Origin of the sequence: Bradyrhizobium sp. LjRoot220 (assembly GCF_964252915.1) — a bacterium.
Lineage (GTDB): Bacteria > Pseudomonadota > Alphaproteobacteria > Rhizobiales > Xanthobacteraceae > Bradyrhizobium.
Window position 1 is genome coordinate 32,878 of record NZ_CAXUPS020000010.1, and the last position, 25,274, is coordinate 58,151.

Sequence of the window (25,274 nt, forward strand, 5' to 3'; positions counted from 1 at the left end):
TGTTCGAGCGGCCAACCGAAAGCACCTGATGCAAAATCTCTCGCCCCGTCACGTCAAGACAGAAGAATCGGCTCGCCTCGGTGTCGTGTCCGGCTGGTATTCGACCAAGGTCAGCGGCACCTTCGTGTCGGGCCCGCATGATTCCGAAGCCGACTGCCTGCGCCGGATCGCCGAAATCAATCCGCCGCCGGCGAAGAAGAAGATGGTGGCGAGTTGAGTGGAGAGATCGATGGGACGCTGGTTTCGACTGGTGAGGGCCGCCCGATGACGCTCGCGCGTGGCAGCATCGGCGGTTACGAATACGATCGCATGGTACTGAAGTTTTCCATGATGGACGACGGCAGGGAAGTCCCCTGCGCCGTCAGCGCGTCGGCGATGGATGACCTTGAGCGTGTGTCGCGGACGGCGCCGGAACGGCGTGAAGAACAGTTCGTCCGGCTGCGTGACCGGATCGAACAATGCGCCTCGCGCAAATTCCAGGCGCGGGAATTCGAGGGCACGCCTCCCGGCATCATCCTGCGCAGCATCGATTTTCGCAACTGATGGCCGAGGCCGCGACGCGGCCCATAGTTGACAGCGCCGCTGCGCGGGCCGGGATCGACACTTGCCTCAATGGGCAAGCGCGGCGGTGTAAATATAAGTCGCCGTTGCGGAACTCTGCCTCCGCAGCGCCGTTGCCAACCGATCCCCAAGCGCAGCGGGATCGGCGATCCGCCACAGTCAGCAGCCCAACATGATGAAATCTATCTCGGCGTTCGCGATACTCGCACTGCTGGGCACATCGGTGATGGCGCTGGCCGGCTTCGCGCCCGCCGTCAAAACCGGCGAAGCCGTTGCGTTGTCCAAGGCAGACCGGCTGGCCAGCCCCTCGGTTGCTGGAAATTGCGCCAGCCAGATCTGGCCCGACATCCCATCTTCCTGTCTGCGCGATACAGAATCGGGTGTGGCCGTTCGCGAGGCCCGTCTCGTCACAGCGCACCGATGAGCCATATATGATGCCGATGGATCATTCCCGCCTTCCGCACGTCGTGCTCGTCGTTGAAGACGAGATGATGCTGCGCATGCGGGTGATCGATATGGTGGAAGACGCCGGTTACCTCTCGGTCGAGGCCGTGGATGCGGACGAGGCCATGGCCATTCTGCAGTCGCGGTCCGATATCGCGTTGATGCTCACCGACGTTCAGATGCCGGGCAGCATGAACGGGCTGCAGCTGGCGCACGCCGTTCACGAGCGCTGGCCGCCGATCAAGATCATCCTGGCGTCCGGGCAGCTGAAATTGTCCAGGAGCGAGATTCCGCTGGACAGCCGGTTTTTCGGGAAACCGCTGCAATCCGACGAAATTATCGCGGGAATGCGCGAGATGCTCGGCCGGGCCTGAAATCGGCAGGAAATACTTATGATTTCTGCATCGCAAAGGTCAGACGGCTGAATCATTAGCACAAAGAAATGTCCGGAACCGGACATATGGTGGTATTCGTTGTCGATGTTCAAAACCAACCATGATCCGTATGCCTCCCTCGAGGTGTCCGATCCCACGTCACCGCAGGAGGAGCTGGCGGCTGAAAACGTCAGCCTCCGGCTGTTGCTGACGCAGGCCAAGCTCAGTGCCGAGACGCTGCTTGAGCAGGCCGGCATCGATGCCAAGGAGCGCGAAGCTTCCGACAAGCTGCAAAAACTGATCCTGGAAGAGCTTCATCACCGCATCAAGAACACGCTCGCAACCGTGGGCGCCATCGCGTCGCAAAGCCTTCGCAACGCGCCGAGCACGCAGCATGCGCAGCATGCGATCGAAGGCCGTTTGCTGGCGCTCGGCCGGGCGCATGACCTGCTGTTGCTGGCGCGCTGGACCGGTGCTGACTTAAGAAAAATCGTCCACGGCGCAACCGAACCGTTCGATAATCCGGACACGCCGCGGTTTTCGGTTCAAGGGCCTGACGTGCAGATCGCATCAGGTGCGGTCATTGCGATCGCGATGACCCTCAACGAGCTCTGCACCAACACCACGAAATTTGGCGCGTTGTCGGTGCCCGCCGGTCGCGTGGCGATCAGCTGGGCCGTGGACGCGCCGGCATCACGACTGCATTTGACCTGGAAAGAGCAGGATGGTCCGCCGGTTGCGGCTCCGACGCGACAGAGTTTCGGCACACGCCTGATCGAGACGCTCGGTCGGCAGCTCAAAGGCAGCGTCAGATTAACCTATGAGCCGAGCGGCTTCGTTTACTTCCTCGATGTTCCCATGCTCTCGCTTGAATCGTGAGCGGCTGACGCTTTACCATTTGCCTCAGCCTAACGCCGCCAGTGCCTGCCGCATCTCGGCGGGAGTAGCCGGCTCGGCGCCCGCCTCGCGCACCATCCGCACCGCCTCCTCGACCAGTTCGAGGTTGGTAGAACGCGTGCCCAGCGGTGCATCCTCAAGACCGACGCGGATATGGCCGCCGCGCGCGACCGTCGCGCCGATCAACGGGCGGATGTCGGCGTTGACTGCCGCAATCATCCACGGCGCCGCAGGGGCTACTTCCTCCTGCAACGCCGCATAGGCGGCAAGCGCGTACGGCCGCGGCGGAAAGCCGACGGCGACACCTTCGCAAAACATCAGGCGATAAATCGGGGCCTTGCAGCCCGCCGCGCGCGCGAGCGATGCGCCGGCGCGCGTGAAGCCGGGCTCGTAAATTGCGAAATCCGGATGAAGGCCGTAACGTTTTGTCAAATCGAGTGCATACCGGACGTGGCTCTCCGGGTTCATGTAGGTGCCGGCGGGGCTGGCGTCCGACGTCGTTTTGGTGTGCGTGAAGTTGACGCTGCCGGGATCGACGAGCGTGAAGTCGATCAGGCCGCGCGCGGCCAGTTCTTCGATGTGGGCGAAGCGAACGGTTGGGTCGGCGATATCGGCATCTGGATCTGACGTCGTGAACGCCGGGTAGGACGGATAGATCGGAATGTCCACCTCGTTGCGGATGCCTTCGATGATGCGCGCGTAGACCTGCCAATCTTCGGTTTGCGGCCCGCCACCGTCATAGGCATGGATGTGGACGATGGTGGCGCCGGCACTGGCGCAGGCGATACCTTCCGCGATGATCGCCTCGATCGTATCGGGAATGCCCGGCTGAAGCTTGCGGCTCCAGGCGCCGTTCAGCGCCGCCTCGATCCAGACTTTTCGCATGGCGCCGCATCCTTTGCGATTGTCGCGTTACGCTTCCGCGACTGCTTCGCTCCAGGGCTGGAACACCTCGGTGGCGCCGCTGTTGGTCAAGCCATCGCGCAGCACCAGGCTCGGGCAGGCAAATTTCATCGGCACGGTCTGGATACGCGCTTCCTCGTAGTCGAAGCGCGCGCCGAGTGTTTCCCGAACCGCCGCCGGCAGCCGTACATCGCCGATCACGACCGCGCCTTCGCTGGCGTCGATCCGCGGTTGGTGGATCGCCGCATCCAGATCCATGCCGTAGTCCATCACGAAAGACAGAAGCTGCGTCACCGCCGGCAGAATGCGCCGACCGCCCGAGGCGCCGATGGCGGTGCGGCGGCCGTCGGCGGCCTGCGCCAGCACCGGCGTGTAATTGGTGAGACAGCGCTTGCCTGGCGCCAGCGAATTCGGCGCGCCCGGCGCCGGATCGAACCACATGATGCCGTTGTTCATGGTGACACCGGTTTGCGGGCAAACGAATTTGGAGCCGAAGCTCGACAGCAGCGTCTGCGTCACCGCCGCCATGTTGCCGTCGCGGTCGACCGCCGAGAAATGCGTGGTGCAGGCCGGTGCCAGCGCTTCGGCGCCGAGCGCGCGCCTTCCGTCGGCATCGCCCATGTCCTTCAGGCGTTCGCGGTAGGCTGATTGCAGTGCTTCGGCATAGGCAGTGTAGGCCGCGGCATCCGGTCCGCTCTTCGCAGGCTGCAAGTTTTGCTGCAGCAGATGCAGCGTACGCGCCAGCGTCGGTCCAGCGGTGAGTTCCGGCGTCGCAAAGACTTTTCCGCCGCGGTAAGGGATCGCCAGCGGCTCGCGCAAATAAGCCTTGAACGGCATCAGGTCTTCGACCGACAGGGCGCCGCCGGCGTCTCGCACATCGGCGGCAAGGCTGCGCGCCAGATCGCCTTGGTAGAAATCGCGCGGGCCTTGCGCCGCCAGATGCACCATCGTGGCTTTCAGCCGGTCCTGCGACAGGCGTACCCGGGTCTTGATCCCCCATGGCGCATTCGGCGGTAATCCATCAACGAGATAGGCGGCAGCGCTGGCGGGATAGCGGCGCAAGTCAGCGGCCGCACTCGCGATCATCAGCGTGGTCCACCAGTCCACCGCGAGGCCTTCACCGGCGAGTGCGATGCTGGGCGCGAGCAATTCCTGCCACGGCATTTTTGCGTGGCGGCGATGCGCTTCCTCCATGCCGGCGACCACGCCCGGCACCGCAATCGAGCCTGGACCATGAATGTTGCGGTCGTCCTTGACCCGCGCCCACGGAAACAAATCGGACGCCGCCCCGCCGCTCAGCGGATAATCCTCCAGCCGAAGGCTGAGCGGCGCCCGCATGCCGTAGTCGATCACCTCATAACGGTCTTCGCGGGCGCGGTAGAGCACCATCGCGCCGCCGCCGCCGAGCCCGCTCATCCACGGCTCCAGCACGCCCAGCGCAAACGTGGTCGCGATCACGGCATCGACGCAGTCGCCGCCCGCCGCCAGCACTTCGGCGCCGACCTTGGCGGCCTTGCCCGATTGCGCGGCGACGATGCCGCCGGTGGAGGTGACCGCGGGTTTGCGGATCTGCTGGGTGTTGCTGAACTGGTCGCGCATGCTGCTGCTTTCTTTTCCTTGGAGCCAACAGGGTACGGAACGGCCGCTGCGAGGTAAAGCCGTCAGGCGCAGGTCTGGCATCCTGACGCAAGTGCAAAGCGCGGATTATTGATATAGTGGGGCACAAGCGCCGTCGTTGCCAAAAAGAACAAAGACCGGGTGGAACATGACCGAAGGGACCAAGACTCCCCCTGACAAAACTCCCCCCGACAAGGCTCGCCGCGACAAGTCGCACTACGAAGTGATCGTGATCGGCGCCGGCGTCGCCGGCATCTATCAGATCAAGCGGCTGGCCGATCTCGGGGTGGATGCTACCATGCTGGATGGCGCCCCCGATCTCGGCGGGACCTGGTATCGGAACCGCTATCCGGGCGCGCGCTTCGACTCCGAGAGCTACACCTATGGTTATTCCTTCTCGCGGGAATTGCTCAACGAGTGGCACTGGAAGGAACGCTTCTCGGGCCAGCCCGAAAATCTGCGCTATCTCAACCACGTCGCCGACAAATTCGATTTGCGCAAATACATGCAGTTCAACGCCAAGGTCGAAGCTGCGCAGTTCGACGAGGCGGAGCACCTCTGGCGGCTCAGAGTCGCGGATGGCCGCGAACTGACGTGCCGGTTCGTCATCCTGGCGATCGGCCTGCTCTCGACGCCGACACTGCCGCGGCTGGAAGGCATGGAATCGTTCAAGGGCCGCTCGTTCCATACCTTCTACTGGCCGCACGAGCCGGTCGAAATGGCCGGCAAGAAGGTCGCCATCATCGGCACCGGCGCCACCGCGATCCAGGTGATCGGCGAGATCGCCGACAAGGTCGGCGAATTGACCGTGTTCCAGCGCCGGCCGAACTGGGCGGCGCCGCTCAACAATGGACCGATCTCGGATGAGGAGATGGCCGACATCCGCGCGCGCTATGACGACATCTTCGCGGCCTGCGCCCGCAGCCCCGGCGGCTTCGAGCACGAGCCGGACCGGCGCGGTTTCTACGAGGTGACGCGCGAGGAGCGTTTGGCACTGTGGGAGAAGCTTTACGATGAGCCCGGGTTCGGGATCTGGCTCAGCAATTTCCGTGAAATCTTTACCGACGAAGCGGCGAACGCCGAGTTCTCCGCCTACATCGCCGAACGCATCCGCCGCCGCGTCAAGGATCCCGTGACCGCGGAGAAATTAATCCCGAAGGATCATGGTTTCGGCGTGCAGCGCGTGCCGCTGGAGACGAACTATTTCGAGGCCTACAACCGCGACAACGTGCATCTCGTCGATATCAGCGAGACGCCGCTCGAACGCGTGACCGAAACCGGCTTGCGCACGTCCGTGCGTGACTATGATTTCGACATCATCATCTACTCGACCGGCTTCGACGCCATCACCGGCGCGTTCGACCAGATCGACATCAGCGGCATCGGCGGCGAAAAACTGTTCGACAAATGGCAGGACGGCCCGTCGACCTTCCTCGGCATGCTGGTTCACGGTTTTCCAAATCTGCTGATGCCGACCGGACCGCAGAGCGGTTCGGCCTCCACCAATTTTCCGCGCGGCATCGAAACCGGCGTCAACTGGTGCACCGACCTGCTCCAACACATGTGGGATCGCGGCTACACCAGCGCCGATCCGACCTTTGCGGCACAGGAGCGCTGGAGCGCGCATGTCACCAAGATGTACGCCATCATGCTGATGCGGAAGGCCAAGTCATGGTTCACCGGCTACAACTCCAACGTCCCCGGGCACGAACACGGCAAGGTCCGCTATTTCGTCTATAATGGCGGCACGCCGAAATACGTCGCCGCCATCAACGACGTGGTCGCGAAGGGTTATGAGGGGATCGTGTTTGCCTCGAACGCGCGACCATCGGTGCAGCGTGCGCTCAGATCGAGCGCTGCGGAGTAAACCGCACCGGCAGCTTGCGGATGGCGTGAACGAAATTGTTCGGCGCCATTTCGATGCCGCCGGAATATTCGATATCCGGCAGTCGCGTCAGCAGCTGGCGATAGACTTCCTCGAGCTGCAGCTGAGCGACACGCTTGCCGATGCAGACATGCGGTCCGAAGCCGAAGGCGATGTTCTTCGACGCGTTGGCGCGGCGGATGTCGAGCCGGTCGGGATCGGGAAAGATGGCGGGATCGCGGTTGGCCGCGCCGTAATACATGATGACTTTTTCGCCGGCGGCGATCTTCTGCGCCCCGATCTCGGTATCTTCCGCGGCGGTGCGGCGCATGTAGATCACCGGGCTGATCATCCGGATCAATTCATCCACCGCGTTGGGCAGCAGCGAAAGATCAGACATCAGCTTGCGCTTCTGGTCGGGAAATTCGGTGAGCAGCTTCATCGATCCGGAAATCGAATTACGTGTGGTGTCGTTGCCGGCGAACACGATCAACAGCCATGAGCCGTCGAGATATTCGTCGCGCAGCAATTCGCCGTCGATGGTGGCGCGCGCGATCGCACTCATCAGGTCGGGCTTGGGATCGGCGCGGCGCTTCTGCAGCATGTGCTGGCCATATGCGAACATCTCGGCAACGTTTTCGTTGAACGCCTTGACGAACGCCATGAACTCCGGCGTCGGCTGCGGATTTTTGCGCTGGGTTGCCGCGACGTGGCCGGCCACTTCGAGATAATGCATCCAGTCCAAAAATTTCGGCCGGTCCGACGGGGGCACGCCGAGGATTTCGCACAGCGTGAACAGCGGCAGGCGGGACGACAGCGTCTCGACGAGGTCGCATTCGCCAAGGCCGGCCATGTCGTCGATCAGCCGCGTAGTCTCGGCAGCCACTTTCTCCCGGATGCCGGCGAGGTAGCCGGGCGTGAAATAGGGCATATGCTCCTTGCGGAGCTGCAGGTGCCAGGGCGCATCCATGTTGATCATGGCGTCGACGGAGGCGCGAAACAGCAGGGGATGACGCGTTTCGGGCGGGCCGTAGGCCATCAGGATACCGCCCTTCTGCGACGAGAACGTCTTGGGATCGCCATCGACGCGCATCACGTCGTTATATCGGGTCAACGCCCAAAAGCCTGGACCGTTATTGCCCTCGCGCTGCCACGCCACCGGCGCTTCCGCACGCAGTTTTGCGTAGATGTCGAACGGCTGGCCCTGCAGGAACAGCTCGACGTTGGACAATGCGTCCGGCTCGACCTCGGGGTAGGCTTTGGGGAATACGGGTCCGGCGGGCAGGCCCAAGGGGAAGTCTTCGCTCAGGAGACGCATTGGCGGGTTGCTCCGGTCAGGCCGCCGATTTTACAACGGCGCGTGCGCGCCGTCTTGCGCCATCAGGCTATGCCGCCGAGGTAGAGCCGCTTGACGATGTCGTTGCCCTTCAGTTCATCGACGGAACCAGCCGCGACGACGATCTCGCCGTGCACGATGATGTAGCCGCGATTGGCGATGCGGATCGCCTGGTTGAAGTTCTGCTCCGCCATCAGCACGGTGAGGCCAAGGCGCTGATTGAGATCGCCGATCTTGGCAATGGTTTGCGAGACCAGTAGCGGCGACAGTCCGACGGACGGCTCGTCGACCAGCAGCAGGCGCGGCGATGACATCAGCGCGCGCGCGATCGCGAGCATCTGCTGTTGGCCGCCGGACATGGTGCCGGCGAGCTGCTTCTGCAGGTCCTTCAGCACCGGAAAGGTTTCGAAGGCTTGTGCCAGGTTCTTGTCGATGTCGCGCCGGGCCGCCTTGCGGAAGGCGCCGAGCATCAGGTTTTCCAGCACGGTCAGTTTGGGAAACAACCGTCGTCCCTCCGGCACCATCGCGACGCCGAGATCGACGATGGCTTCCGGCGACAATCTGGTCAGATCGTGCGTGGTGCCGTCGATCGTCAGCTGCATGGTTCCACGCTGTGGCCGCACCAGTCCGGCGACGCACTTCATCAGTGTGCTCTTGCCGTTGCCGTTGGTGCCGAGCAAGGCGACGGTCTCGCCGGCCTCGACATGGAGCGAGACGCCGCGCAGCGCCTTGACGGCGCCGTAGCCGGCATCGATGTCAGAGATCGCGAGGCTAAGTGCCAAGGTAGGCCTCCTGCACCCGCTGGTTGGCCATGACGTCGTTTGGCGCGCCGATCGCGATGATCTTACCGGCGTCGAGGCACATCACCCGCTGCGAAAAACGCATCACCGCCTGCATGATGTGCTCGATCATGATGACGGTGATGTCATGGTCCGCAAGGCTCATCAGCAGATCAAGCACTTCGTCGACTTCCGAAGAGGAGAGGCCAGCCATCGCCTCGTCGGAAATCAGCAGCTTTGGCCGCGTCGCCATCGCACGGGCGAGCTCCATCTTGCGCAGCTCCACCTGGCTCAGCGTGGTGGCAGATGCATTGGCCTTGGAGGCAAGACCCATCCCGGACAGGATCGACATCGCGGTCTCGTGCCGGTGCGCAGCCGAGACGAGCGGATCCGCGGCCACCGCGAAATCGAGCGCCACCATCAGGTTTTCGACCACCGTCATGCTCTTGAACGGCCGCGGAATCTGGAAGCTGCGGGCAATGCCGCGGCGGGTGCGGACATGCGCCTGCAACTGCGTGACGTCCTCGCCTCGGAACAGCACGGTGCCGGGCTCGGTGCGGAACGCGCCGGAGATGCAGTTGATCAGCGTCGTCTTTCCCGAGCCGTTCGGACCGATCAGGCCAAACCGCTCCCCGGGGCTGATATCGACGCTGACATTGTCGAGCGCGGTGAAGCCGCCGAAGCGTTTTGTAAGCCCGGATATCCGCAGCAGGGGGGCGTTGGCGTCGGGGGGCGTCATTGCTTGCCCTCCTTGCGATGGCGGCGAACCCTGCGAAACAGGCCGATCAGTCCCTCCGGTGCGGCCACCACGAACAGCACCAGCATGACGCCGAGCACCAGCACGTTCACTTCCGAGGAGATCGTCACCGTCAGCAATTGCTGGGTCGAGCCCAGCAGGATGGCGCCGACGATCGGGCCCGCCCAATGCGCGGTGCCGCCGATCAGCGACATCGCGAGCACCGAGACCGAGTAATTGAGATTGAAGGCGGACGACGGGTCGGCATATTGCAGGTACATCGCGGCGGGTGCGCCGGCGGCGCACATCAGCGCGCCGGAGATCACACACGCCAGCACTTTCAGCCGCAGGGTCGGAACACCCGTGCATTCCGCGGCAAGCTCGTCGTCCCGCAGCGCCTGCAGGCCGCGGCCGATCCACGAATTCTGGATGTAGCGCGAGATCACAACCGCCAGCACCACGAGCAGCGCCTGGACGAAGAACAGCATCTGCACATAGCCGGAGAACGGCCAGGTCACCGGCGGCCGCTGCAACTGGATGCCGGCCGCGCCGCCGACATAGCGCCAGTTGGTGATCGAGGTCTCGATCACGATCGTCACCGCAATCGTCGCGATCGAGAAGAAAATGCCCTGCATGCGCAGGGTCAGCAGGCCGAGCGCAAAGCCCATCAGCGCGCCGACGGCGGCGGCGGCGGCGATCTGCACGGCGAGCGGCGCGCCGACCACCTTGAACAGGAACACCGCCGTGTAGACGCCCATGCCGAAAAACGCGCTGGTGCCGAAATTCACGTAGCCGGCATGGCCGCCGAGGATGCTCCAGGCAACAGCGAGCACGATGAACTGCAGGATCACGTAGCCGGCGAAGAACGGGTATTCGTTGCTGATGAACTTTGTCATCAGGGCAATGACGATCAGAAAGACCGCCGCGCCGACCCAGAAAAAGATGCCGTTGCGCTTCATGATCGCCTGCCGAACAGGCCTTGCGGCCGCACGGCGAGAACGCCGAGCAGCATCGCGAAGGAAATGGCGGGGGCCCAGGAGGCGCCGAACAGGGTCAGCACGATCGATTCGGCGACACCGAGGATGATGGCGGCAACCAGCGTGCCGGTCATGCTGCCGAGCCCGGCCATGACGACGACGCAGAATGTCCGTCCGATATAAGTGCGGTCGAGCGTCGGATCGACCGGGGCGACGATGATGAGCAGAGCGCCGGCAATCCCGAGCACGGCGGTCGCGATACCGAACGCCCATTGCTTGATCCGGATCGGATTGGCGCCCATCAGCCGCAGCGCCTCCTGGTCCTGCGCGACCGCGCGGATCGCGCGCCCCATGAAGGTTTTCGACAGATAGAGCGCCAGCAGGATCGTCAGCACAGCGGCGACCGCAAATGCGACCACCAGCCGGAACGGAATCCGCATGTCGCCGATCCGCCAGGCCTTGCCGATATAGGTCGCCGTCACCGAGCGCTGGTCGACGCCGAATTGCAGGATGATCAGCACTTCGACGATGAAGGCGATGCCGAAAAAGAACGCGATGCCGCGCACGCCGGCGTCGCTGCCGCGCTTTTCGAACGTCTCATAATACAGGCGGTAGGCGGCGAGGCCGAAAACGAAGAGGAACGGGGTGATCAGCAGCCCCGCCAGCAGCGGATCGATCCCATAAAACTCGTTGAGCACATATACGGCGTAGGACGCGAGCACCAGAAAGGCCGGGTGCGCGACGTGGGGAACGTCGAGCAGGCCGAACGCGACGGAGAGCCCAAGGCTGACGGCCGCATAGAAACAGCCGAGCAGCACCCCGAGCACCAGCGCATCGAGCAGCAGTTCAAACGAAAACACGTAAGGTCCCCCTTGACCCGCTCCTGAGCCGCCGCTTTCCCGGTTCGCGCACGCCCTGCCTATCCCACTCAAATTGCTTGGGGCGCAGGTGCGCCGACCGGAGTCGGCGCGCCATGGTCCGCAAATCAGCTGTGATGTTTATTTCCGGGCCGCCTCGAACGGGCTGATGAGATCACCGGATTTCAACTTGGCCGGAAACAGGATCACCTGTTTCCCCGGCTTGCGGAACTGCTCGATGTTCTTGTCCACGACGCCGCGGAATTGCGCTTGCAGGGTCGCGCTTTCCTTGCGCTCGCCGTCTGCGGCGAACGCGATCGGGCCGACGATCGTCTTGTGCTCGTTCTCGCGCAGATACTTTGCCAGCGCCTTCTGGTCGAGCGACCCCACGGCCTTGATCGCCTGCTCGATCATCTGGCCGCTGGCATAGCCGAACGGCGCCAGATAATAGCCGAGCGGATCGACCTTGGCTTCGACGGCGCGCTTTGTGTAGGTTTCGAAGAACGCCTTGGTGCCTTCGTTGTACATGTTCGGTTCCGGCAGCCAGGTGTTGTAGTTGACGACGCCATTGAGCAGCGAGCCGAGATTTTCCATGACCGCGCCGAACTGCAGGCCGACCATGCCGCCGCCGAAGATCTTGACGTTGTCGCCGATCCCGAGTTCGTTCACGGCGCGCAAAATTCCGGCCGAGTCCGGCGGATAGGACGCGACATAGACGATGTCGGGCTTGGCGGCCTTGAGGGCGCGGAGGATCGAGGAGAATTCCACCGTGCTCGGCGGATAGGCCTGGTCGAACACGATCTGCATGTTCATCTTCTTGGCGACGTCGCGTGCGGTCAGCGCCAGATTTTGCGCGAATTCCTGGTCGGCCGCGAGCAGCGCGATGGTCTTGCCGCCGGCTTTCTGGCCGAGTTCGAGGAAGGATGCCGCCCAGCTGTCGGCCGGTCCCCATGGCGCATTGTTGAACCACATGTCGTGGCCAACCTTGCTGTTGACCTGGAACGAGAAGTTGCCCATCAGCAACATGCCGCGCTGCTTGACCAGCGGCATCAGCGGCGCCGTCGGCACGGTCGCGTAGGGTGCGAACAGGATATCGACCTTGTCGACATCCAGAAGCTTGGAGTAGATCGCCGGCGTTTCCGAAGCGCTCGATTTGTCGTCATAGACGACAAGTTCGACCTTGCGGCCGAGCAGACCGCCCTTGGCGTTGACGTCGTCGCGCCAGATCTCGATGCCGAGCAGCGAGGCCTTGCCGCCGCCCGCGAGGCCACCGGTCTGTGCCATCGACATGCCGATCTTGATCGGGGGCTGCTGGGCGAGCGCGGCTGAGGTCAGTCCAAGCCCAAAAGTTAGGCCAAGCACGGCGGCGGTGATCGTTCCGCCGAGAAGCATCCTGCGTTTCATTGATCCTCCCAAAGATCTTGTTTTGTTTGGTTCTTGTTGCCTGTCCGCGCTCTATGGCGCCTTTGCTGCAAGGTTAGAACTAAAGCGCGCCCGGCCACAAGCCACATTGGACCGCCGACGCATTCTTAAGCACCCTACGTTCGGGGGAATCATCGAAGTGATGCCGGCGCGACCGTTGGCCGCGCTGGCTCGCGGCCGGCGCTGGCATGGGAGATTGCCTATTCCTGGTCCCCGGGGGGTAGTTCGGGCGACTCGGCAGCACTAGGCGCGCTTGCCGCGCTCAGCCGGTCGGCTCTCGGCGCCGGTTGTTGTCCAGTTCGGGGCGAAATCCAGCGTGAAGTTGAGGAAGCTCGCCACCGCGGGCGAGAGCGACGTGCGGCGCCGCGCGAACATCGCGATCTTCCATTTCACCGCAGGCTGCGTCAGCGGCAGGAATTCTAGCCCGAAGCCGCTCACCAGCGACGCCGCCATCGAGGGGCAAATCACCGCGCCTTGCCGCACGCGCAGCATCGACAGCGCGGTGTTGACCCGGTGCACCGGCACCATTTCCCTGGGGTGATGCCGGGGCGGCACCTGGCTCAGCACGTTGCTGGCGATATTGGGCATGTAGTTGATCACGGGACGGTCGCGCAGATCCTTCCACCTCACCGACCGGCCGCGCGCCAGCGGGTCATCCGGACGCAAGGCCACCCACAGCGGGTCGGCGCAAATCAGGTGGGTTTCCACCGACGGATCCGCCATCACGCCTGCCGGCCCGAAGCCGATGTCGGTGCTGCCGTTCTGCAGGCGCGCCAGCACCTGCTGGATCGGCACATCGTCGAAGCGCACATCGACGCCGGGGTGTAGGCCATTGTAGTTCGCGATCAGCTCCGGCAGCAGCGTACAGGATAAGGTCTCGGGGGCCGCAACGCGCACCAGTCCGCGGCGCAATTCCTTGAGGTTGGTCAGGCTCTCCAGCGCTTCATCGAGGCTTGCGAGCACACGTCGCGCCATCGGCTCGAACGCCTCACCCACGACAGAGGGGGCAACGCTGCGCGTGCTGCGCTCCAGCAGGCGGACGCCGACGCGGTTCTCGAGCTCCTTGATCAGCCCGCTGAGCGCCGCCTGCGACAGGTGCATGGCCTTGGCAGCTTCCGAAAAGCTGGCGGCTTCCAGCACGGCAACGTAGGCGCGCAGCTGCCGCAGTGTCACATCCATCGCCATGCGGTTTCTCCCGAAATTCTCCGTCTCCGCATTCATAAGCATAGACGATCAATCGGCCAGAAAATACGCATTGTCCTATAGGAGGCGGGTATCCATGATCCGGCCAAAGGGCCGCACCAACGCGGCCTAATGACTGCGACGCGAACGCGCCGGGCTGCGCGGCCGAATTCCGCGGTCTATCAATTCGGAGGAGACATCATGAACGTCACGCGCCGGATTTTGCTCGGCACTGCGGCCGGCTTTCTCTGTGCAGGTGTTGGCCACGAGGCGTTCGCGCAGCCCGATTGGCCGACGCGTCTGGTGCGGCTGGTCTCGCCCTACGGCGCGGGTGGAGCCAACGACATCTCGTTGCGCATTCTGGCCGAGCAGCTGGCGCGTGGCCTTGGCCAGCAACTCATCGTCGAAAACAAGCCGGGCGCGGGCACGCGCGTCGCCAATGAACTGGTCGCGTGTGCGCAACCGGACGGATACACGTTTCTCTACGCGGCGGCACCGTTCGCGACCGCCGAGGCCCTGTTCGGGAAACTGAATTACGACCGCAAGGATCTGCAGCCGGTGGCGATGGCGGTCGTTGCGCCGATCTTCCTGATCGTCAATGCGCAGGCGCCGTTCAAGAACCTGCAGGAGCTGATTGCCTACGGAAAATCGAAACCGGACGGCCTGACCTTCGGTTCTCCGGGCGCGGGCTCGCAGCCGCATCTGGCCGCCGAGCTGCTGTTTCGGGATGCCGGCGTCAAAGGCCTCAACGTTCCCTTCCGCGGCGATAATATGGCTTACACCGAACTGCTGGCAGGCCGCATCGACGCCACACTCACCGCGATCAGCACCGCCCTGCCGCACATCCAGAGCGGCGCGTTGCGTGTACTCGGAGTGGCCTCGGCCGAGCGCAGCGCGATCTACCCTGAGGCGGCCACCTTGCGCGAGCAAGGCTTTCCCAATGTCATCGCTGCCGGCTGGTTCGGCTTCATGGCGCCCGCCGCCACGCCGCGCGCGATCGTCGATCGGCTGCAGGCCGAAATTATTCGCGCGCTGGCCGATCCCGACGTGAAGCAGAAGCTGCTGGTCCAGGGGCTGGAAGCGCGCAGCGGCACGGCCGCTGAGTTCGGCGCGTTCATCGACAATGAGACGCGCAAGTGGAGCGCGCTGATCCGCGAGGCGGGGCTGAAGGGCGAATAGGCCCCGCTCTTGGGCGCAAAACGGAAAACTGCTAAACGACGCTTGTCGCGAGCCGAAAATCACGTTGCCCATCACCGGCTCATTCCGCAGCAGCCACGTCGTCCGTCACGAGACTGGGGCCGGTGGCTATCGACCGACTATTGGAGGTAACCGCCATGGCAAAGATCAGGGTCGGTCTGGCCGGTTGCGGCTTCGTTTCCGAACTGCACATGTACGCGTACAGGCGCGTCTACGGCATGAACGTGGAGGTGAGGGCTGTCGCGGCGAGGGGCGATCACGTGCTCGAATTTGCCCGCCGGCACCAGATTTCGACGGCGTATCGAAGCTTTCGCGACCTGATCGCGGATGGCGAGCTCGATGTCATCGACATCTGCACGCCGCCCAATCTGCACGCCTCGATGATCGTCGAGGCAATGCAGGCCGGCAAGCATGTGATCTGCGAAAAGCCGTTCGCAGGCTATTTCGGGCACGACGGTGACAAGGCGCCGATCGGCAAGCATGTGTCGAAGGCGCTGATGTACCAGCGCGTGCTGGAGGAAATGGAAAAGACCCGCGCGGCGATCGAGAACACCGGCAGGCTTTTCATGTATGCGGAAGACTGGATCTACGCGCCGGCGGTCGCCAAGACCGTGGAGATCCTCCGCGCCACCAGGGACAAGATCCTGTTCATGAAGGGTGAGGAGAGCCACAGCGGCTCGCATGCGGCGCATGCCGCGCAATGGGCGATGACCGGCGGCGGGTCGCTGATCCGGATGGGATGCCATCCGCTTTCGGCGGTGCTCTATCTAAAGCAAATCGAGGCCAAGGCGCGCAACGAGAAGATCAGCGTCGCCAGCGTGACGTGCGACGTCGGCAATGTCGCGGCGTGCCTGCGGCCGGACGAACGGGGCGTCATCAAATCCAATCCTGTAGATGTCGAGGATTGGGGCACGCTCACCATCACCTTCTCCGACGGCACCAAGGCGACCATCTTCTCCGGCGACATGATCGCGGGCGGCGTGCGCAATCTGATCGAGACCTATACCAGCGGCGGGGCGCTGTTCGCCAACATTACGCCGAACAATCACATGATGAGCTACCAGACCAGCGAGGAAAAGCTCGCGAGCGTCTACATCACCGAGAAGGTCGATCGCAAGACCGGCTGGCAATATGTCTGCCTGGAAGAGGAATGGACGCGCGGCTATCTGCAGGAAATCCAGGATTTCATGGAATGCGTCGCGACGGGCCGGCAGCCGCTGGCGGACCTCGCGCTGGCCTTTGAGACGATCAAGGTCAACTACGCCGGCTATTGGGCCGCCGAAGAGGGCCGGCGCGTGACGCTGTAAGTTGATCTCCTCCCTTCTCCCCTTGTGGGAGAAGGTGGCGCGCAGCGCGCCGGATGAGGGGTTCTATCCCCTGACTCAAAATGTGAGAGGCGTACGCGCCGGGAGAGACCCTTCACCCGTCCGCGATGCTGCGCATCGCGTCCACCTCTCCCACAAGGGAGAGGGAAAGAGATTATGCCTACGCCGCGTAGACCGACGATTTCGGCAGCGGGAATACCGGGTCCTGCGTCCTGATATTGGTCGGCCAAACCACCGAGATATGCTGACCGGCATTTTGCATCACGACCGGGGTCGAGCGCTCGTTCTGGCCGGCGAGCGGGGTGCCCGGCGGAAAGAACTTGACGCCGTAGCCCTGGATCGTGCCGCCCGGCGGGATGTCGACGTCGAGCGCGGCCTTGCGAATGGCATCGGGATTGAAGCCGCCGTATTTGTCCTTGGCGACGGGCAGCACGCTGTTGAGCAGGATCCAGGTCTGGTTGAAGCCCATCGAGCAGTGCGGCGGCACGTCGGTCGCGTTGGTCTTCTCCTTGTAGCGTGCGACCATTGTCTTGGTGAGATCGCCGATCCCGGGCGCCAGTTTGCTGGCATCGAGCAGTTGCGCTGGCACCGGATCGATATTGCAGAAATGGTCGATGTCCGCGGCGAAGGTGGCGCGCAGCTTGTCGAGCTGGCTGTAGCCGGCGCCGGCGCCGAACAGCATCTTGAACTTGAGGCCGTTCTCGCGCGCCTGGCGCAGGAACAGCGTGATATCAGGATTGTATCCCGCATGCGAGATCACGTCGGGCCGGGCACGCTTGAGCTTCGTCACCAGCACCGAGAGGTCGGGCGCGGACGCCGAATAACCTTCGCGGAGCACGACCTGAAGGCCGGCCTCCTTGGAATAGGCCTCGTCGGCGGCGGCGACCCCGACGCCGTAGGGGCCATCCTCGTGGATCAGCGCGACCTTGACGTCCTTGGGCTCCATCCCGAGTTTCGCCTTGGCATGTTCGGCGATGAAGCCGGCGAAGGCCTGGCCGTACTGGTCCGAGTGAATCTGCGCGCGGAAGACATATTGCAGGTTCTTGTCCTTGAACACGGCGGTCGACACCGCGGTCGTGATCCAGAGGATCTTCTTCTGCTGCTCGACCTTGGCCGCGAGCGGCACCGCGTGCGAACTCGCATAGACGCCGTTGATGATGTCGATCTTCTCCTGGTCGATCAGGCGTACCGCCTCGTTGATCGCGACTTCAGGCTTACTCTGGGAATCGGCGGCGACGGCAGCGACCTTGTACTTGCCGCCGATGCCGCCCTTTTCGTTGACGAGATCGATGGCGATCTGCGCGCCAATCGAGGAGGCCACCGAGCCGCCCGCCGCAAAGGGGCCGGTCAAGTCGTAGATCAGGCCGATGCGTACTGTTTCGGCCTGCGCCTGCGCGCGTGTCCAATCGAGGCTGAATGCGGCGGCAGCAGCCGCGGATGTCTTCAGCAGCGTTCTGCGTGAAGTGGGCATCGTGTCCTCCCATCGATTTTTCTTTGTTATGGCGGAGTATTTTGACAATGCGCTGGAAAGTCAACATACCCGTCCGCAATGGCCGGCCCGAGCGGCCAAATGGCGTCCCACGACCATTTCGCTACTGAATCTGCTTGGTTCTATGGCGGTCGCGACCAGGCGTCGATCGGCAGACCGCCAATCGGATTGCAGCTTCCCAATCGGTTCGGAGCCTTCCATGGACGAGCAGACGAATTTTCGCGCTGACGTTGGTTTAGAGTGCAGATCGGCATCGCCGCTTGATGTCGCGAACGTCGATTGTCGTGCCGGAAGGTAAAATGGCTGCTTCGAGGATTGTGGTGCTTGGACTTGGATTGATGCTGGCATCCGCTCCGGCACTTGCCTGGGGTTCCGCAGCAGGCGCTCGTGACCCGTTCGTCGGCAAACGGATCAACAAAATCATCGCCGAATTCGGAGTGCCCAACCGCATGAACAGGATGAAACGCGGAAGATACGCACACCATTGGCGAATCGAAGCGCCGGGGCAGGTCGAGGTGAAGCCTGAAGACCGACGCGCGGAAGACCTTTTCTGCGACGTCACTGTCTTTACGACGTCTCGCGGGCTCGTGACCCGACTCAAGACCGAGGTTTCGAACGTCGGCGCCGGCGCTTACGCGACCGTGGGAGCCTTTGGCCGGCTCTGCAATCACCGCTTCGGGTTAAAACCCGAACGCGCGCCGAAAATCAGCTGGTAGGGTTTTCGGCGTGACCGCGGCGGGGCGATGCCCAACACGTCGCCCGCCTATTTCGGCTTCTGGCCCTGCTTTGGACCGGCCTGCTTCAAGAGCTGGAAAAGATCGTTGGCGGCCTCGGGCGAGGCGCGCTGCGGCCGGTCCATTTCGCGGTTGTCGACTGGCGGTTCGGGAGGCGGATTGGCGGATCGCGAATCCAGTGGAGGCGGTGCAGCCCTGCGGTTTTCCGCCAAAGTTTGCCCGGCGGGCAGGTCGTGAGACTTCGTCGTGCCGACGGGCTGCGCACCGGCATTCATCGTCATCTGCAGACTCCCGGATTTCGATTGGGCGTTGGCGTGCGTGAGCAAGACCACAACAAGCGCGATCGATGTCGCGAGAAGCGCGATGCCTTTCTGCGGCATGAATTCAGTTCCGGTCCGTTATCCGCATGCGCAAATCCCGCAGGCAATTGCCAAAGATTGTTTCAAGCGTGCCATTGGAGAAAACCAGCACGGTCCCGTACGGCGTTCGCTTCCGCTCCAGAAAGCCGGACTCGGCGCACGCCACGACGACCTTCCGGCAGGTTTCCGTCGACATGACGCTCATCAGCAAGCGCGCCAGGTTGGACTGGTCGATGGCGCCGACGCTTTCCCGCCAGTGCTGCAACAGCCGCGGCATGGTGTCGGCCGTGAACATGGACTCCAGCGCGCGTTCGCGACTGATGCCGAGCCGATCCATCTTCGCAGCGTCCTTCATGATGTCGACGACGTATTGATTGTGAAGTTCGGCGAGCCTCTCGATATCAGCTTCGGTTTCAATCCCGCGTGCCCGGAGCAGAAAATAGAACTCGGCCAACTGATAGGTGGCTTCGAGACGCAGGACTCCGAGAACCTTGGCGTCGGCAGACTGGCTGCTTGCACACACACGATCGACAAACTCCTTGCGGGACCACCTTAGATTCTCAAGCAGCGCCAGCTCTTCGTCCCACGTGGCAAGCGTTGTAGCGACTTTGTCTTTTTTCATGCTGGCACGAAATTTACAGAATTGGGAGCTGTCGGGATGGTCGATGCCCGACAATCGGATTGCAGGGGACGCCAATCCCGGCTTCAGGCCGGTATCAGCCAGGTCAACCGTAGCAGGTCCAACCCGAAAGGAAACGCTTGGACGATCAGGAGCAAGACCCGCCGGCGGGGAAGGGGATCGGAGAGTTTGCGCGGCAAGCAGCGAGGTGGCGGGCACCGCGGCCTGATCAGGCCGGCATATCGGTCGCGGTACCGAGAATCCATCGGCGGCAAGGGCTCCAAAATCTTTGGGGGCCACCAATTCGGGTGAACGGGCTGGAGGTTCTTCCAGCCAGGATAGATGTTATCTTGCAGTCGCGGCAGAGGAGCGTCGGAGGACGTTTGGTTGGAGCGCAGCCTGCGATGGGCAAGCGGCTTCAGGGGGCAGATCGGCCGGATCGCGCGCAGCTTGCCAGCAAAGCTACGGTCCCGGTGTTGTTTCTCTTGTGCAACGGGTTGAGGCGCCGCTAAGTTGGGATTCGGACGTCGTTTTTTTTACGGCGACGACCGGGCAGGTGACGATTTGAAGAGTCTATTTTTAAGGAGTTTGCAATGCACGGTGCGTCAATCTCACGGTCACCGGTGGCGCGATTTTTCCTAGCGACGTTGTTTGCGACGGCCGTCGTTGCGACTGCCCATGCGCAGGATGCCAAGACCGATGGCCCGGCTGCCGCCGCTCCGCCCGCTGTAGCGGCGCCGGCCAGCCCGGCGGAGGTCATTGTTCCGCCTTCGGACCCGGTCGCCAAAACCGCTTTCGATGTTTTGGACAAGCATTGCGCGCGTTGTCATCAGTCGGGAAAGCTCGTCAAGCGGGAACGCCCGGCCAAGGGATTCGGCAATGTCCTGAAGCTCGACGAAATGGCAGCCAATCCGCATTTCATCCGGCCGGGCAATCCGCTTGACTCCTATCTGCTCCGCCAGATTCTCGATAAGCAGATGCCGTATGACGTCTATCAGGAGTATTCGGACCAGCATCCGACTCCGACCGAGTCCGATCTCAGGGCGCTGGAAGCCTGGGTCAACGGGCTCGGCGCGAAGGCCGTCGCCTCTTGCGAAAGTCATAAGCTGATCTCGCCCGACGACATGGTCCGTTTCATGGTGACGGACCTCGACAAGCAGTTGCGCCAGCGACAGCCGACGACGCGATATCTGACGCTGACACATCTCGCCAACATCTGCACCGATCCGGCGGCGATGAAGGTGTACCGCCAGGCCGCCATCAAGTTTCTCAACTCGCTGGGCCGGTCGTCGGATGTGATCAGACTAGAGACGATCGATCCGGAAGGCACCATCCTGCGCTTCAATCTGCTCGATCTCGGGTGGAGTGCTGCCGATTGGGACGGCCTGATTGCCATGTATCCCTACAACGTCCAGCCTCAGACCGAATTCAGCCGGACGCTGGCAAGCGCTACACGCACGCCGCAGGCCTATGTGCGCGCGGACTGGTTTGCGTTCACCGCTTCAGAGCCTCCGCTTTATGATGCGCTCCTGAAGCTTCCGAATACGTTTCAGGATCTCGCCAGGGAACAGGGCGTCAATGTCGAAGCGCATATCCGCAATTTCGTCGCGCAGCGTGCCGGGTTTCAGAAATCGGGCGTGAGCCAGAACAACCGGCTGATCGAGCGGCATCCGTCGAACAAAGGGTACTTCTGGACCTCCTATGATTTCGCCGGCAATCGCGATCGCCAGAGCCTGTTCGATTTCCCGCTGGGGCCAAGCGGCGCCAAGGGTTTTCAACATGATGGCGGTGAAACCATCTTCAGTCTTCCGAATGGATTTCAGGCCTACTATCTGAACACGGCGAGCGGCGAGCGGCTCGACAAAGGTCCCACCACCATCGTACGCGATGAGTCCCGCAAGGATTTCACGGTCACCAACGGTATCTCGTGCATGGGCTGCCACGACCAGGGCATGCGCAAGGCGAAGGACGAGATCCGCGAGCTCGTGCTCGGCCGCAGGACATTTCCCGCCGACGTTCGCGATGCGGTCGATGGTCTTTATCCTCCGCGCGAGAAGATGGACGCGTTTATTGAAAGCGATCAGAAGCGCTTTACGGGCGCCATGGTCCAGGCCGGTCTGGAGCCCGCCCTGAAGCTCAACGGAGTCGAAATGATCAATGCGCTTGCCAAGCGCTATGACGATGACGTCGATCTTGCGCTGGCGGCCGCCGAACTCGGAATCGACAAGGCCGATTTCAAGCAATCGTCAGGCGATGTCGATGCCAAATTCCGCCCGATGATCCGGCGCCTGTCGCAAAGCTCGGTTCCGCGCGATCAGTTCGAGGCTGCGTTCCGTGAACTGGCTCCCAGTCTGACCGACTTGAAGATGGTCAAGATTCCTGGCTCCAAGCCGACTCAACATGCGGCGAAACCGAGCCACAGCGACGACCTGTCGCTCACATCGGATGCTGACAGCTACAAGGTCGGCGATAGCCCGGTGTTTACCGTGGTGTCGGCGCAGGACTGTTTCCTCACGTTGACCGATCTGGATCAAAAGGGCGAAGGAACCGTGCTGTTGCCGAATGCCCACCAAAAGGACAATCGCATCAAGGCCGGCGTTCCGATCCAGTTTCCGGGCCCCAATGCGCCTTTCAAATTCCGGATGAAGGACCCCGGGATCGAGACCATCGTGGCGGTGTGCGCAACGCAAGCCAATGGCGGCGACCGCATCAGGCACGATTTCCAGAAGGACCAGTTTACATCGATCAGGAATTACAACGATGTGCTTGCCAAAGCCATTGCCATCGATCCGGTCACGCCGGGAGCAAAACCGGCCGCGGGCTCGGCGCCAGCCACCGCACCTCGTCCGTCGTCCCGCGCGGCAATCCAGGTCCGCGTGCGATGAACCGTCGTTTCGACCATCATTGCCGGATTACTGTATGCAGTCCGATCAAACGTCATTCATGCACGAAGATGTGGGATTGCTCACGATGTCAGATCAGAACCGCATTTTTCTCTTCTTGAGCTGCTTGCTGCTTGTCTGCTCTATCGGTGCTTCCACGGCCAGGGCCGACTGCGCCGCTCTCGTCAAGCAATTTGACGAGGCGTTCTCCAATCGATCGCTCCCGCAAGTGACGGATCTTGAAGCCAAGATTGCCAAGGATGGCAGTTGCAGCGAGCCTGACATCCGAAGGACCCGTCTGTCGAAGGCTAAGCTTCAGTTTGACGTGGTGAAGGGACTGGTCAAGAAGGGGGCAGCGCAGTCCGAATATGAAGGACTGCTCGTTGCCGCCTCGGACCTGCTGTGGGAAGCGGCCGTACTGATCGGCAACGAGAAATCCAAGCAGCGGGACTTCGTCGAGGCGACGATTGCCTATGAACGGGCGATCGAACTGGTGAAAAATCCTTCGGTGACCACCGCGCCGCCGGACAAGAAAATGATCCGGGCCATTTTCGACAGCGCTGCGGAATCGCGGATGCTGGCGGCGAATGAAGAAGGCCGCTCCGGGCGCGCCACCTACGTGCCTGCCGCAAAGGACCATCGTGACGGCTCGATTGGCGGGACGATGTCCGTGGACATTCGCGGTGTTACGCCAACATCCGTTCCGATCCCGATCGCCTTCGAAACCGCGACGGCCAGGTTCTCCGCGAACGGAGAGAAGGCCGCGAAGGAGTTCCTGCTCGCCCTGCAGCAACAATCGCCGGCGCAGATAACCCTGGTGGGTCACACCGACGAACGCGGTGAGGCGGATTACAACATGCGCCTGTCGGACGAACGGGTGAAGGTCGTTGCAGCCTTTCTCAAGCAGAACGGCATCACGGCAAGGATCACCACGATTGCCAAGGGAAAAACCGAACCCTTCAAGCCGACTGACGCATCTCAATTTAGCCGCGAAGATATCTGGGCGATGAATCGCCGCGTCGAGTGGAAGCGGCAGTGAAAAGTTTCGAGAATTCGACAGGGGCGCAGTGGGCATGACAGTCAGTCGCTTGATCTTGGCGATCGCCACCGGGCTCGTGGTCCAGCTCTCTTCCGTCGTGGCGGAGGCGAAAACCGTGCAGCTGCTTGCTCCCGGCGGCGGCCAGGTGCGTGCCTTGGTCGTTGGCATCAACAAATACACCGCGCGATCGATTCCGACCCTGAAGGGCGCCGTCGCTGACGCGCGCGATCTGGAGAAGACGCTGCGTGCGGCCGGAGTCAGCGATCTGACCGTGCTGATCGACGCCGAAGCCGATCGACGGCGTTTCGAGGGCGCGATGAATCGTCTGGTCGAAGTCTCCAGGAGCGGAGACCTGGCGATCATTTCGTACGCCGGCCATGGATCGCAAACGCCCGAACTGGTCAAGGGTTCGGAGTTCGACAACAAGGATGAGGTTTTTCTGCTCAGCGGCTTCGAGAGCGTTGGACCGAAAACCGCAGAGCGCGTTGTCGATGACGAGATGAACCACTGGCTCCTGCAATTGCAGAAGAAGAAGGTCGACGTTCTCTATGTCGCCGACACCTGCCATGGCGGCGGGATGATGCGAGCGCCGGACTTTCGTGCCGGCGAACTGAGCTACCGGGTTGCAATGATCGACATGGAGCCTGAGGGAGACAAGCTGAAACCGGTCTCGACGGTTTCCGACGCGAAATTAACGCCCGACGATCTGCCCGACGTGACCTTTCTCGCGGCCGTCAACAAGCAGTCGAAGGCTCCGGAGGTGAGCATCCCCAAGAACGATACCCTGCGAGGCGCGCTCAGCTATGCGGTGGCTCGCATGATGAGCGGGGACGGGCCGGCCTCGATCGGTAACGGACCAGGCGGTGCGGTGACGCGCAAGGAGCTGTTCGAATATGCCCGCCAGATCACCTACGTCCATTCGCAAACCAAACAGACGATCACGACTGAGCCGGCCAGCAGCGCAGCGAAGCTCGACAAGGTGGTATTTCGCCTGAAGGTCAGTGCTGAGCCTCCCGCAGTCGGTGCTCCCACCGATGACGCGATCAAGCTGCGCATGTCGGCGGGAGCGATCAATTCATTGTCCGGAATCAGCCCGGGCCAATTCCCGTTTCGCATTGTGGCGGCTGGCGAAAACGCGGACGTGGTCTGGGATGCCGCCAAGGGCGACGTGCTGAACGGCTATGGCGACGTCATCGCAGATGCCGTCAAGGCAGCCGATATCCCGGCGATCGTGGACGGTGTCGCGGCCGTCCGCGCGATCGCCAAATTGTCGGAAACCGGTCCGCAAAGCATGCGGCTGTTTCCCAGTGACCGTCGCTTTCGCGCGGGTGAAGTCATCAGATTCGAAGTCGATGGCCTGCGGGAGAAATACCTGATCCTGGCCAATGTTTCCGGTAATGGACGCGTCCGATTCCTGTTTCCCCGCCTGGCCGGCGATGCGGCGCAGGTTGCCGACCCGACGTTCAGCCTTCCGCTCAAGGTCGATGAGCCGTTTGGCTCGGATCACGTGATCGCGATTGTTTCGGATCAACGCCTTGAACAGGTCGAGGCAGCCATCCGCGCGATCGACGACCAGAAGGCCACCGGCAAGTTCGTCGGCATTCTGCGCTCGCTTCAACAGTCCAATCGCAGCGTCAGGATCGGGATGTCTGCGGCGTTCACCGCTCGATAACTCAGGGAT

24 protein-coding genes are annotated in these 25,274 nt (G+C 62.5%); 11 read left to right on the forward strand and 13 right to left on the reverse strand.

Features of this window, described 5'->3' with window-relative positions:
* The first annotated feature begins 28 nt into the window (after positions 1–28).
* On the forward strand, positions 29–217 hold the full coding sequence (locus tag ACSQ84_RS30565; RefSeq protein ID WP_436215453.1) for a hypothetical protein: 189 nt from the start codon (positions 29–31) through the stop codon (positions 215–217).
* 47 nt (positions 218–264) lie between these two features.
* Positions 265–543, forward strand: coding sequence for a DUF1488 domain-containing protein (locus tag ACSQ84_RS30570; RefSeq protein ID WP_436215454.1), 279 nt, complete (start codon positions 265–267; stop codon positions 541–543).
* 177 nt (positions 544–720) lie between these two features.
* Here ACSQ84_RS30570 and ACSQ84_RS30575 read toward each other — a convergent pair whose 3' ends face one another.
* Complete coding sequence (locus ACSQ84_RS30575) at positions 721–909, reverse strand: hypothetical protein (protein WP_436215455.1); 189 nt, start codon at positions 907–909, stop codon at positions 721–723.
* Positions 910–995: 86 nt separating this feature from the next.
* Between ACSQ84_RS30575 and ACSQ84_RS30580 the strand changes: the two genes are divergently transcribed.
* Together ACSQ84_RS30580 and ACSQ84_RS30585 are read left to right on the forward strand one after the other, a co-directional pair.
* Complete coding sequence (locus ACSQ84_RS30580; protein ID WP_436215456.1) at positions 996–1,379, forward strand: response regulator; 384 nt, start codon at positions 996–998, stop codon at positions 1,377–1,379.
* 105 nt (positions 1,380–1,484) lie between these two features.
* Positions 1,485–2,258 carry a sensor histidine kinase gene (locus ACSQ84_RS30585; protein WP_436215618.1) on the forward strand — a complete coding sequence of 258 codons (774 nt, stop codon included), beginning with the start codon at positions 1,485–1,487 and terminating at the stop codon, positions 2,256–2,258.
* Positions 2,259–2,282: 24 nt separating this feature from the next.
* Here the strand turns inward: ACSQ84_RS30585 and ACSQ84_RS30590 are convergent, their stop codons facing one another.
* Positions 2,283–3,161 (reverse strand): 3-keto-5-aminohexanoate cleavage protein, encoded by an 879-nt coding sequence (locus ACSQ84_RS30590; RefSeq protein ID WP_436215457.1) that lies wholly within the window; start codon positions 3,159–3,161, stop codon positions 2,283–2,285.
* Positions 3,162–3,188: 27 nt separating this feature from the next.
* Positions 3,189–4,778: a gamma-glutamyltransferase family protein gene (locus ACSQ84_RS30595; protein ID WP_436215458.1), complete on the reverse strand. Its 1,590-nt coding sequence runs from the start codon at positions 4,776–4,778 to the stop codon at positions 3,189–3,191.
* Between the two features lie 166 nt (positions 4,779–4,944).
* On the opposite strand from ACSQ84_RS30595, the gene ACSQ84_RS30600 reads away from it, so the two are divergent.
* Positions 4,945–6,663 carry a flavin-containing monooxygenase gene (locus ACSQ84_RS30600; protein WP_436215459.1) on the forward strand — a complete coding sequence of 573 codons (1,719 nt, stop codon included), beginning with the start codon at positions 4,945–4,947 and terminating at the stop codon, positions 6,661–6,663.
* On the opposite strand, the gene ACSQ84_RS30605 is transcribed toward ACSQ84_RS30600, so the two are convergent.
* The 7 genes from ACSQ84_RS30605 to ACSQ84_RS30635 all read right to left on the reverse strand — a co-directional run bounded on the left by ACSQ84_RS30605 (position 6,641) and on the right by ACSQ84_RS30635 (position 13,952).
* Positions 6,641–7,978 (reverse strand): cytochrome P450, encoded by a 1,338-nt coding sequence (locus ACSQ84_RS30605; RefSeq protein ID WP_436215460.1) that lies wholly within the window; start codon positions 7,976–7,978, stop codon positions 6,641–6,643. The genes ACSQ84_RS30600 and ACSQ84_RS30605 overlap by 23 nt on opposite strands.
* Positions 7,979–8,040: 62 nt before the next feature.
* Positions 8,041–8,778 (reverse strand): ABC transporter ATP-binding protein, encoded by a 738-nt coding sequence (locus ACSQ84_RS30610; RefSeq protein WP_436215461.1) that lies wholly within the window; start codon positions 8,776–8,778, stop codon positions 8,041–8,043.
* Positions 8,768–9,514 (reverse strand): ABC transporter ATP-binding protein, encoded by a 747-nt coding sequence (locus ACSQ84_RS30615; protein ID WP_436215462.1) that lies wholly within the window; start codon positions 9,512–9,514, stop codon positions 8,768–8,770. The genes ACSQ84_RS30610 and ACSQ84_RS30615 overlap by 11 nt, the downstream gene beginning before the upstream one ends.
* Entirely contained in the window at positions 9,511–10,470 is a 960-nt protein-coding gene (locus ACSQ84_RS30620; RefSeq protein WP_436215463.1) for a branched-chain amino acid ABC transporter permease, read from the reverse strand. Before ACSQ84_RS30620 ends, ACSQ84_RS30615 begins: the two co-directional genes overlap by 4 nt.
* Positions 10,467–11,348 carry a branched-chain amino acid ABC transporter permease gene (locus tag ACSQ84_RS30625; RefSeq protein WP_436215464.1) on the reverse strand — a complete coding sequence of 294 codons (882 nt, stop codon included), beginning with the start codon at positions 11,346–11,348 and terminating at the stop codon, positions 10,467–10,469. The genes ACSQ84_RS30620 and ACSQ84_RS30625 overlap by 4 nt, the downstream gene beginning before the upstream one ends.
* Positions 11,349–11,486: 138 nt before the next feature.
* Entirely contained in the window at positions 11,487–12,749 is a 1,263-nt protein-coding gene (locus ACSQ84_RS30630; protein WP_436215465.1) for an amino acid ABC transporter substrate-binding protein, read from the reverse strand.
* A gap of 261 nt (positions 12,750–13,010) precedes the next feature.
* On the reverse strand, positions 13,011–13,952 hold the full coding sequence (locus tag ACSQ84_RS30635; RefSeq protein ID WP_436215466.1) for a LysR family transcriptional regulator: 942 nt from the start codon (positions 13,950–13,952) through the stop codon (positions 13,011–13,013).
* Between the two features lie 198 nt (positions 13,953–14,150).
* Here ACSQ84_RS30635 and ACSQ84_RS30640 point away from each other — a divergent pair, with 198 nt between their 5' ends.
* Together ACSQ84_RS30640 and ACSQ84_RS30645 are read left to right on the forward strand one after the other, a co-directional pair.
* Positions 14,151–15,128, forward strand: coding sequence for a Bug family tripartite tricarboxylate transporter substrate binding protein (locus ACSQ84_RS30640; RefSeq protein ID WP_436215467.1), 978 nt, complete (start codon positions 14,151–14,153; stop codon positions 15,126–15,128).
* A gap of 155 nt (positions 15,129–15,283) precedes the next feature.
* The gene (locus ACSQ84_RS30645) at positions 15,284–16,453 is read left to right on the forward strand and encodes a Gfo/Idh/MocA family protein (RefSeq protein ID WP_436215468.1); all 1,170 of its coding nucleotides are present in this window, start codon (positions 15,284–15,286) and stop codon (positions 16,451–16,453) included.
* Positions 16,454–16,631: 178 nt separating this feature from the next.
* Here ACSQ84_RS30645 and ACSQ84_RS30650 read toward each other — a convergent pair whose 3' ends face one another.
* Entirely contained in the window at positions 16,632–17,942 is a 1,311-nt protein-coding gene (locus tag ACSQ84_RS30650) for an ABC transporter substrate-binding protein (RefSeq protein WP_436215469.1), read from the reverse strand.
* 317 nt (positions 17,943–18,259) lie between these two features.
* On the opposite strand from ACSQ84_RS30650, the gene ACSQ84_RS30655 reads away from it, so the two are divergent.
* Entirely contained in the window at positions 18,260–18,676 is a 417-nt protein-coding gene (locus tag ACSQ84_RS30655) for a hypothetical protein (protein WP_436215470.1), read from the forward strand.
* A 47-nt stretch (positions 18,677–18,723) separates the two neighbouring features.
* Here ACSQ84_RS30655 and ACSQ84_RS30660 read toward each other — a convergent pair whose 3' ends face one another.
* Positions 18,724–19,074 (reverse strand): hypothetical protein, encoded by a 351-nt coding sequence (locus ACSQ84_RS30660; protein ID WP_436215471.1) that lies wholly within the window; start codon positions 19,072–19,074, stop codon positions 18,724–18,726.
* Positions 19,075–19,078: 4 nt separating this feature from the next.
* Positions 19,079–19,729 (reverse strand): hypothetical protein, encoded by a 651-nt coding sequence (locus ACSQ84_RS30665; RefSeq protein WP_436215472.1) that lies wholly within the window; start codon positions 19,727–19,729, stop codon positions 19,079–19,081.
* Positions 19,730–20,265: 536 nt separating this feature from the next.
* Between ACSQ84_RS30665 and ACSQ84_RS30670 the strand changes: the two genes are divergently transcribed.
* From ACSQ84_RS30670 to ACSQ84_RS30680, 3 genes are read left to right on the forward strand one after another with little or no spacing between them, the layout of a single operon-like run.
* Positions 20,266–22,557: a DUF4384 domain-containing protein gene (locus ACSQ84_RS30670; protein ID WP_436215473.1), complete on the forward strand. Its 2,292-nt coding sequence runs from the start codon at positions 20,266–20,268 to the stop codon at positions 22,555–22,557.
* Between the two features lie 34 nt (positions 22,558–22,591).
* Positions 22,592–23,593, forward strand: coding sequence for an OmpA family protein (locus tag ACSQ84_RS30675; RefSeq protein WP_436215474.1), 1,002 nt, complete (start codon positions 22,592–22,594; stop codon positions 23,591–23,593).
* A gap of 34 nt (positions 23,594–23,627) precedes the next feature.
* Entirely contained in the window at positions 23,628–25,265 is a 1,638-nt protein-coding gene (locus tag ACSQ84_RS30680; RefSeq protein WP_436215475.1) for a caspase family protein, read from the forward strand.
* Positions 25,266–25,274: the final 9 nt, after the last annotated feature.

Bases quoted from the DNA above. Each gene is read 5' to 3' on its own strand.
- ACSQ84_RS30660 (WP_436215471.1), bottom strand. From the start codon at position 19,074: ATGCCGCAGAAAGGCATCGCGCTTCTCGCGACATCGATCGCGCTTGTT.
- ACSQ84_RS30645 (WP_436215468.1), top strand. From the start codon at position 15,284: ATGGCAAAGATCAGGGTCGGTCTGGCCGGTTGCGGCTTCGTTTCCGAA.
- ACSQ84_RS30630 (WP_436215465.1), bottom strand. From the start codon at position 12,749: ATGAAACGCAGGATGCTTCTCGGCGGAACGATCACCGCCGCCGTGCTT.
- ACSQ84_RS30670 (WP_436215473.1), top strand. From the start codon at position 20,266: ATGCACGGTGCGTCAATCTCACGGTCACCGGTGGCGCGATTTTTCCTA.
- ACSQ84_RS30615 (WP_436215462.1), bottom strand. From the start codon at position 9,514: ATGACGCCCCCCGACGCCAACGCCCCCCTGCTGCGGATATCCGGGCTT.
- ACSQ84_RS30635 (WP_436215466.1), bottom strand. From the start codon at position 13,952: ATGGCGATGGATGTGACACTGCGGCAGCTGCGCGCCTACGTTGCCGTG.
- ACSQ84_RS30565 (WP_436215453.1), top strand. From the start codon at position 29: ATGCAAAATCTCTCGCCCCGTCACGTCAAGACAGAAGAATCGGCTCGC.
- ACSQ84_RS30580 (WP_436215456.1), top strand. From the start codon at position 996: ATGCCGATGGATCATTCCCGCCTTCCGCACGTCGTGCTCGTCGTTGAA.
- ACSQ84_RS30620 (WP_436215463.1), bottom strand. From the start codon at position 10,470: ATGAAGCGCAACGGCATCTTTTTCTGGGTCGGCGCGGCGGTCTTTCTG.
- ACSQ84_RS30650 (WP_436215469.1), bottom strand. From the start codon at position 17,942: ATGCCCACTTCACGCAGAACGCTGCTGAAGACATCCGCGGCTGCTGCC.
- ACSQ84_RS30600 (WP_436215459.1), top strand. From the start codon at position 4,945: ATGACCGAAGGGACCAAGACTCCCCCTGACAAAACTCCCCCCGACAAG.
- ACSQ84_RS30595 (WP_436215458.1), bottom strand. From the start codon at position 4,778: ATGCGCGACCAGTTCAGCAACACCCAGCAGATCCGCAAACCCGCGGTC.
- ACSQ84_RS30605 (WP_436215460.1), bottom strand. From the start codon at position 7,978: ATGCGTCTCCTGAGCGAAGACTTCCCCTTGGGCCTGCCCGCCGGACCC.
- ACSQ84_RS30585 (WP_436215618.1), top strand. From the start codon at position 1,485: ATGTTCAAAACCAACCATGATCCGTATGCCTCCCTCGAGGTGTCCGAT.
- ACSQ84_RS30640 (WP_436215467.1), top strand. From the start codon at position 14,151: ATGAACGTCACGCGCCGGATTTTGCTCGGCACTGCGGCCGGCTTTCTC.
- ACSQ84_RS30575 (WP_436215455.1), bottom strand. From the start codon at position 909: ATGTCGGGCCAGATCTGGCTGGCGCAATTTCCAGCAACCGAGGGGCTG.
- ACSQ84_RS30675 (WP_436215474.1), top strand. From the start codon at position 22,592: ATGCAGTCCGATCAAACGTCATTCATGCACGAAGATGTGGGATTGCTC.
- ACSQ84_RS30570 (WP_436215454.1), top strand. From the start codon at position 265: ATGACGCTCGCGCGTGGCAGCATCGGCGGTTACGAATACGATCGCATG.
- ACSQ84_RS30655 (WP_436215470.1), top strand. From the start codon at position 18,260: ATGGCTGCTTCGAGGATTGTGGTGCTTGGACTTGGATTGATGCTGGCA.
- ACSQ84_RS30590 (WP_436215457.1), bottom strand. From the start codon at position 3,161: ATGCGAAAAGTCTGGATCGAGGCGGCGCTGAACGGCGCCTGGAGCCGC.
- ACSQ84_RS30680 (WP_436215475.1), top strand. From the start codon at position 23,628: ATGACAGTCAGTCGCTTGATCTTGGCGATCGCCACCGGGCTCGTGGTC.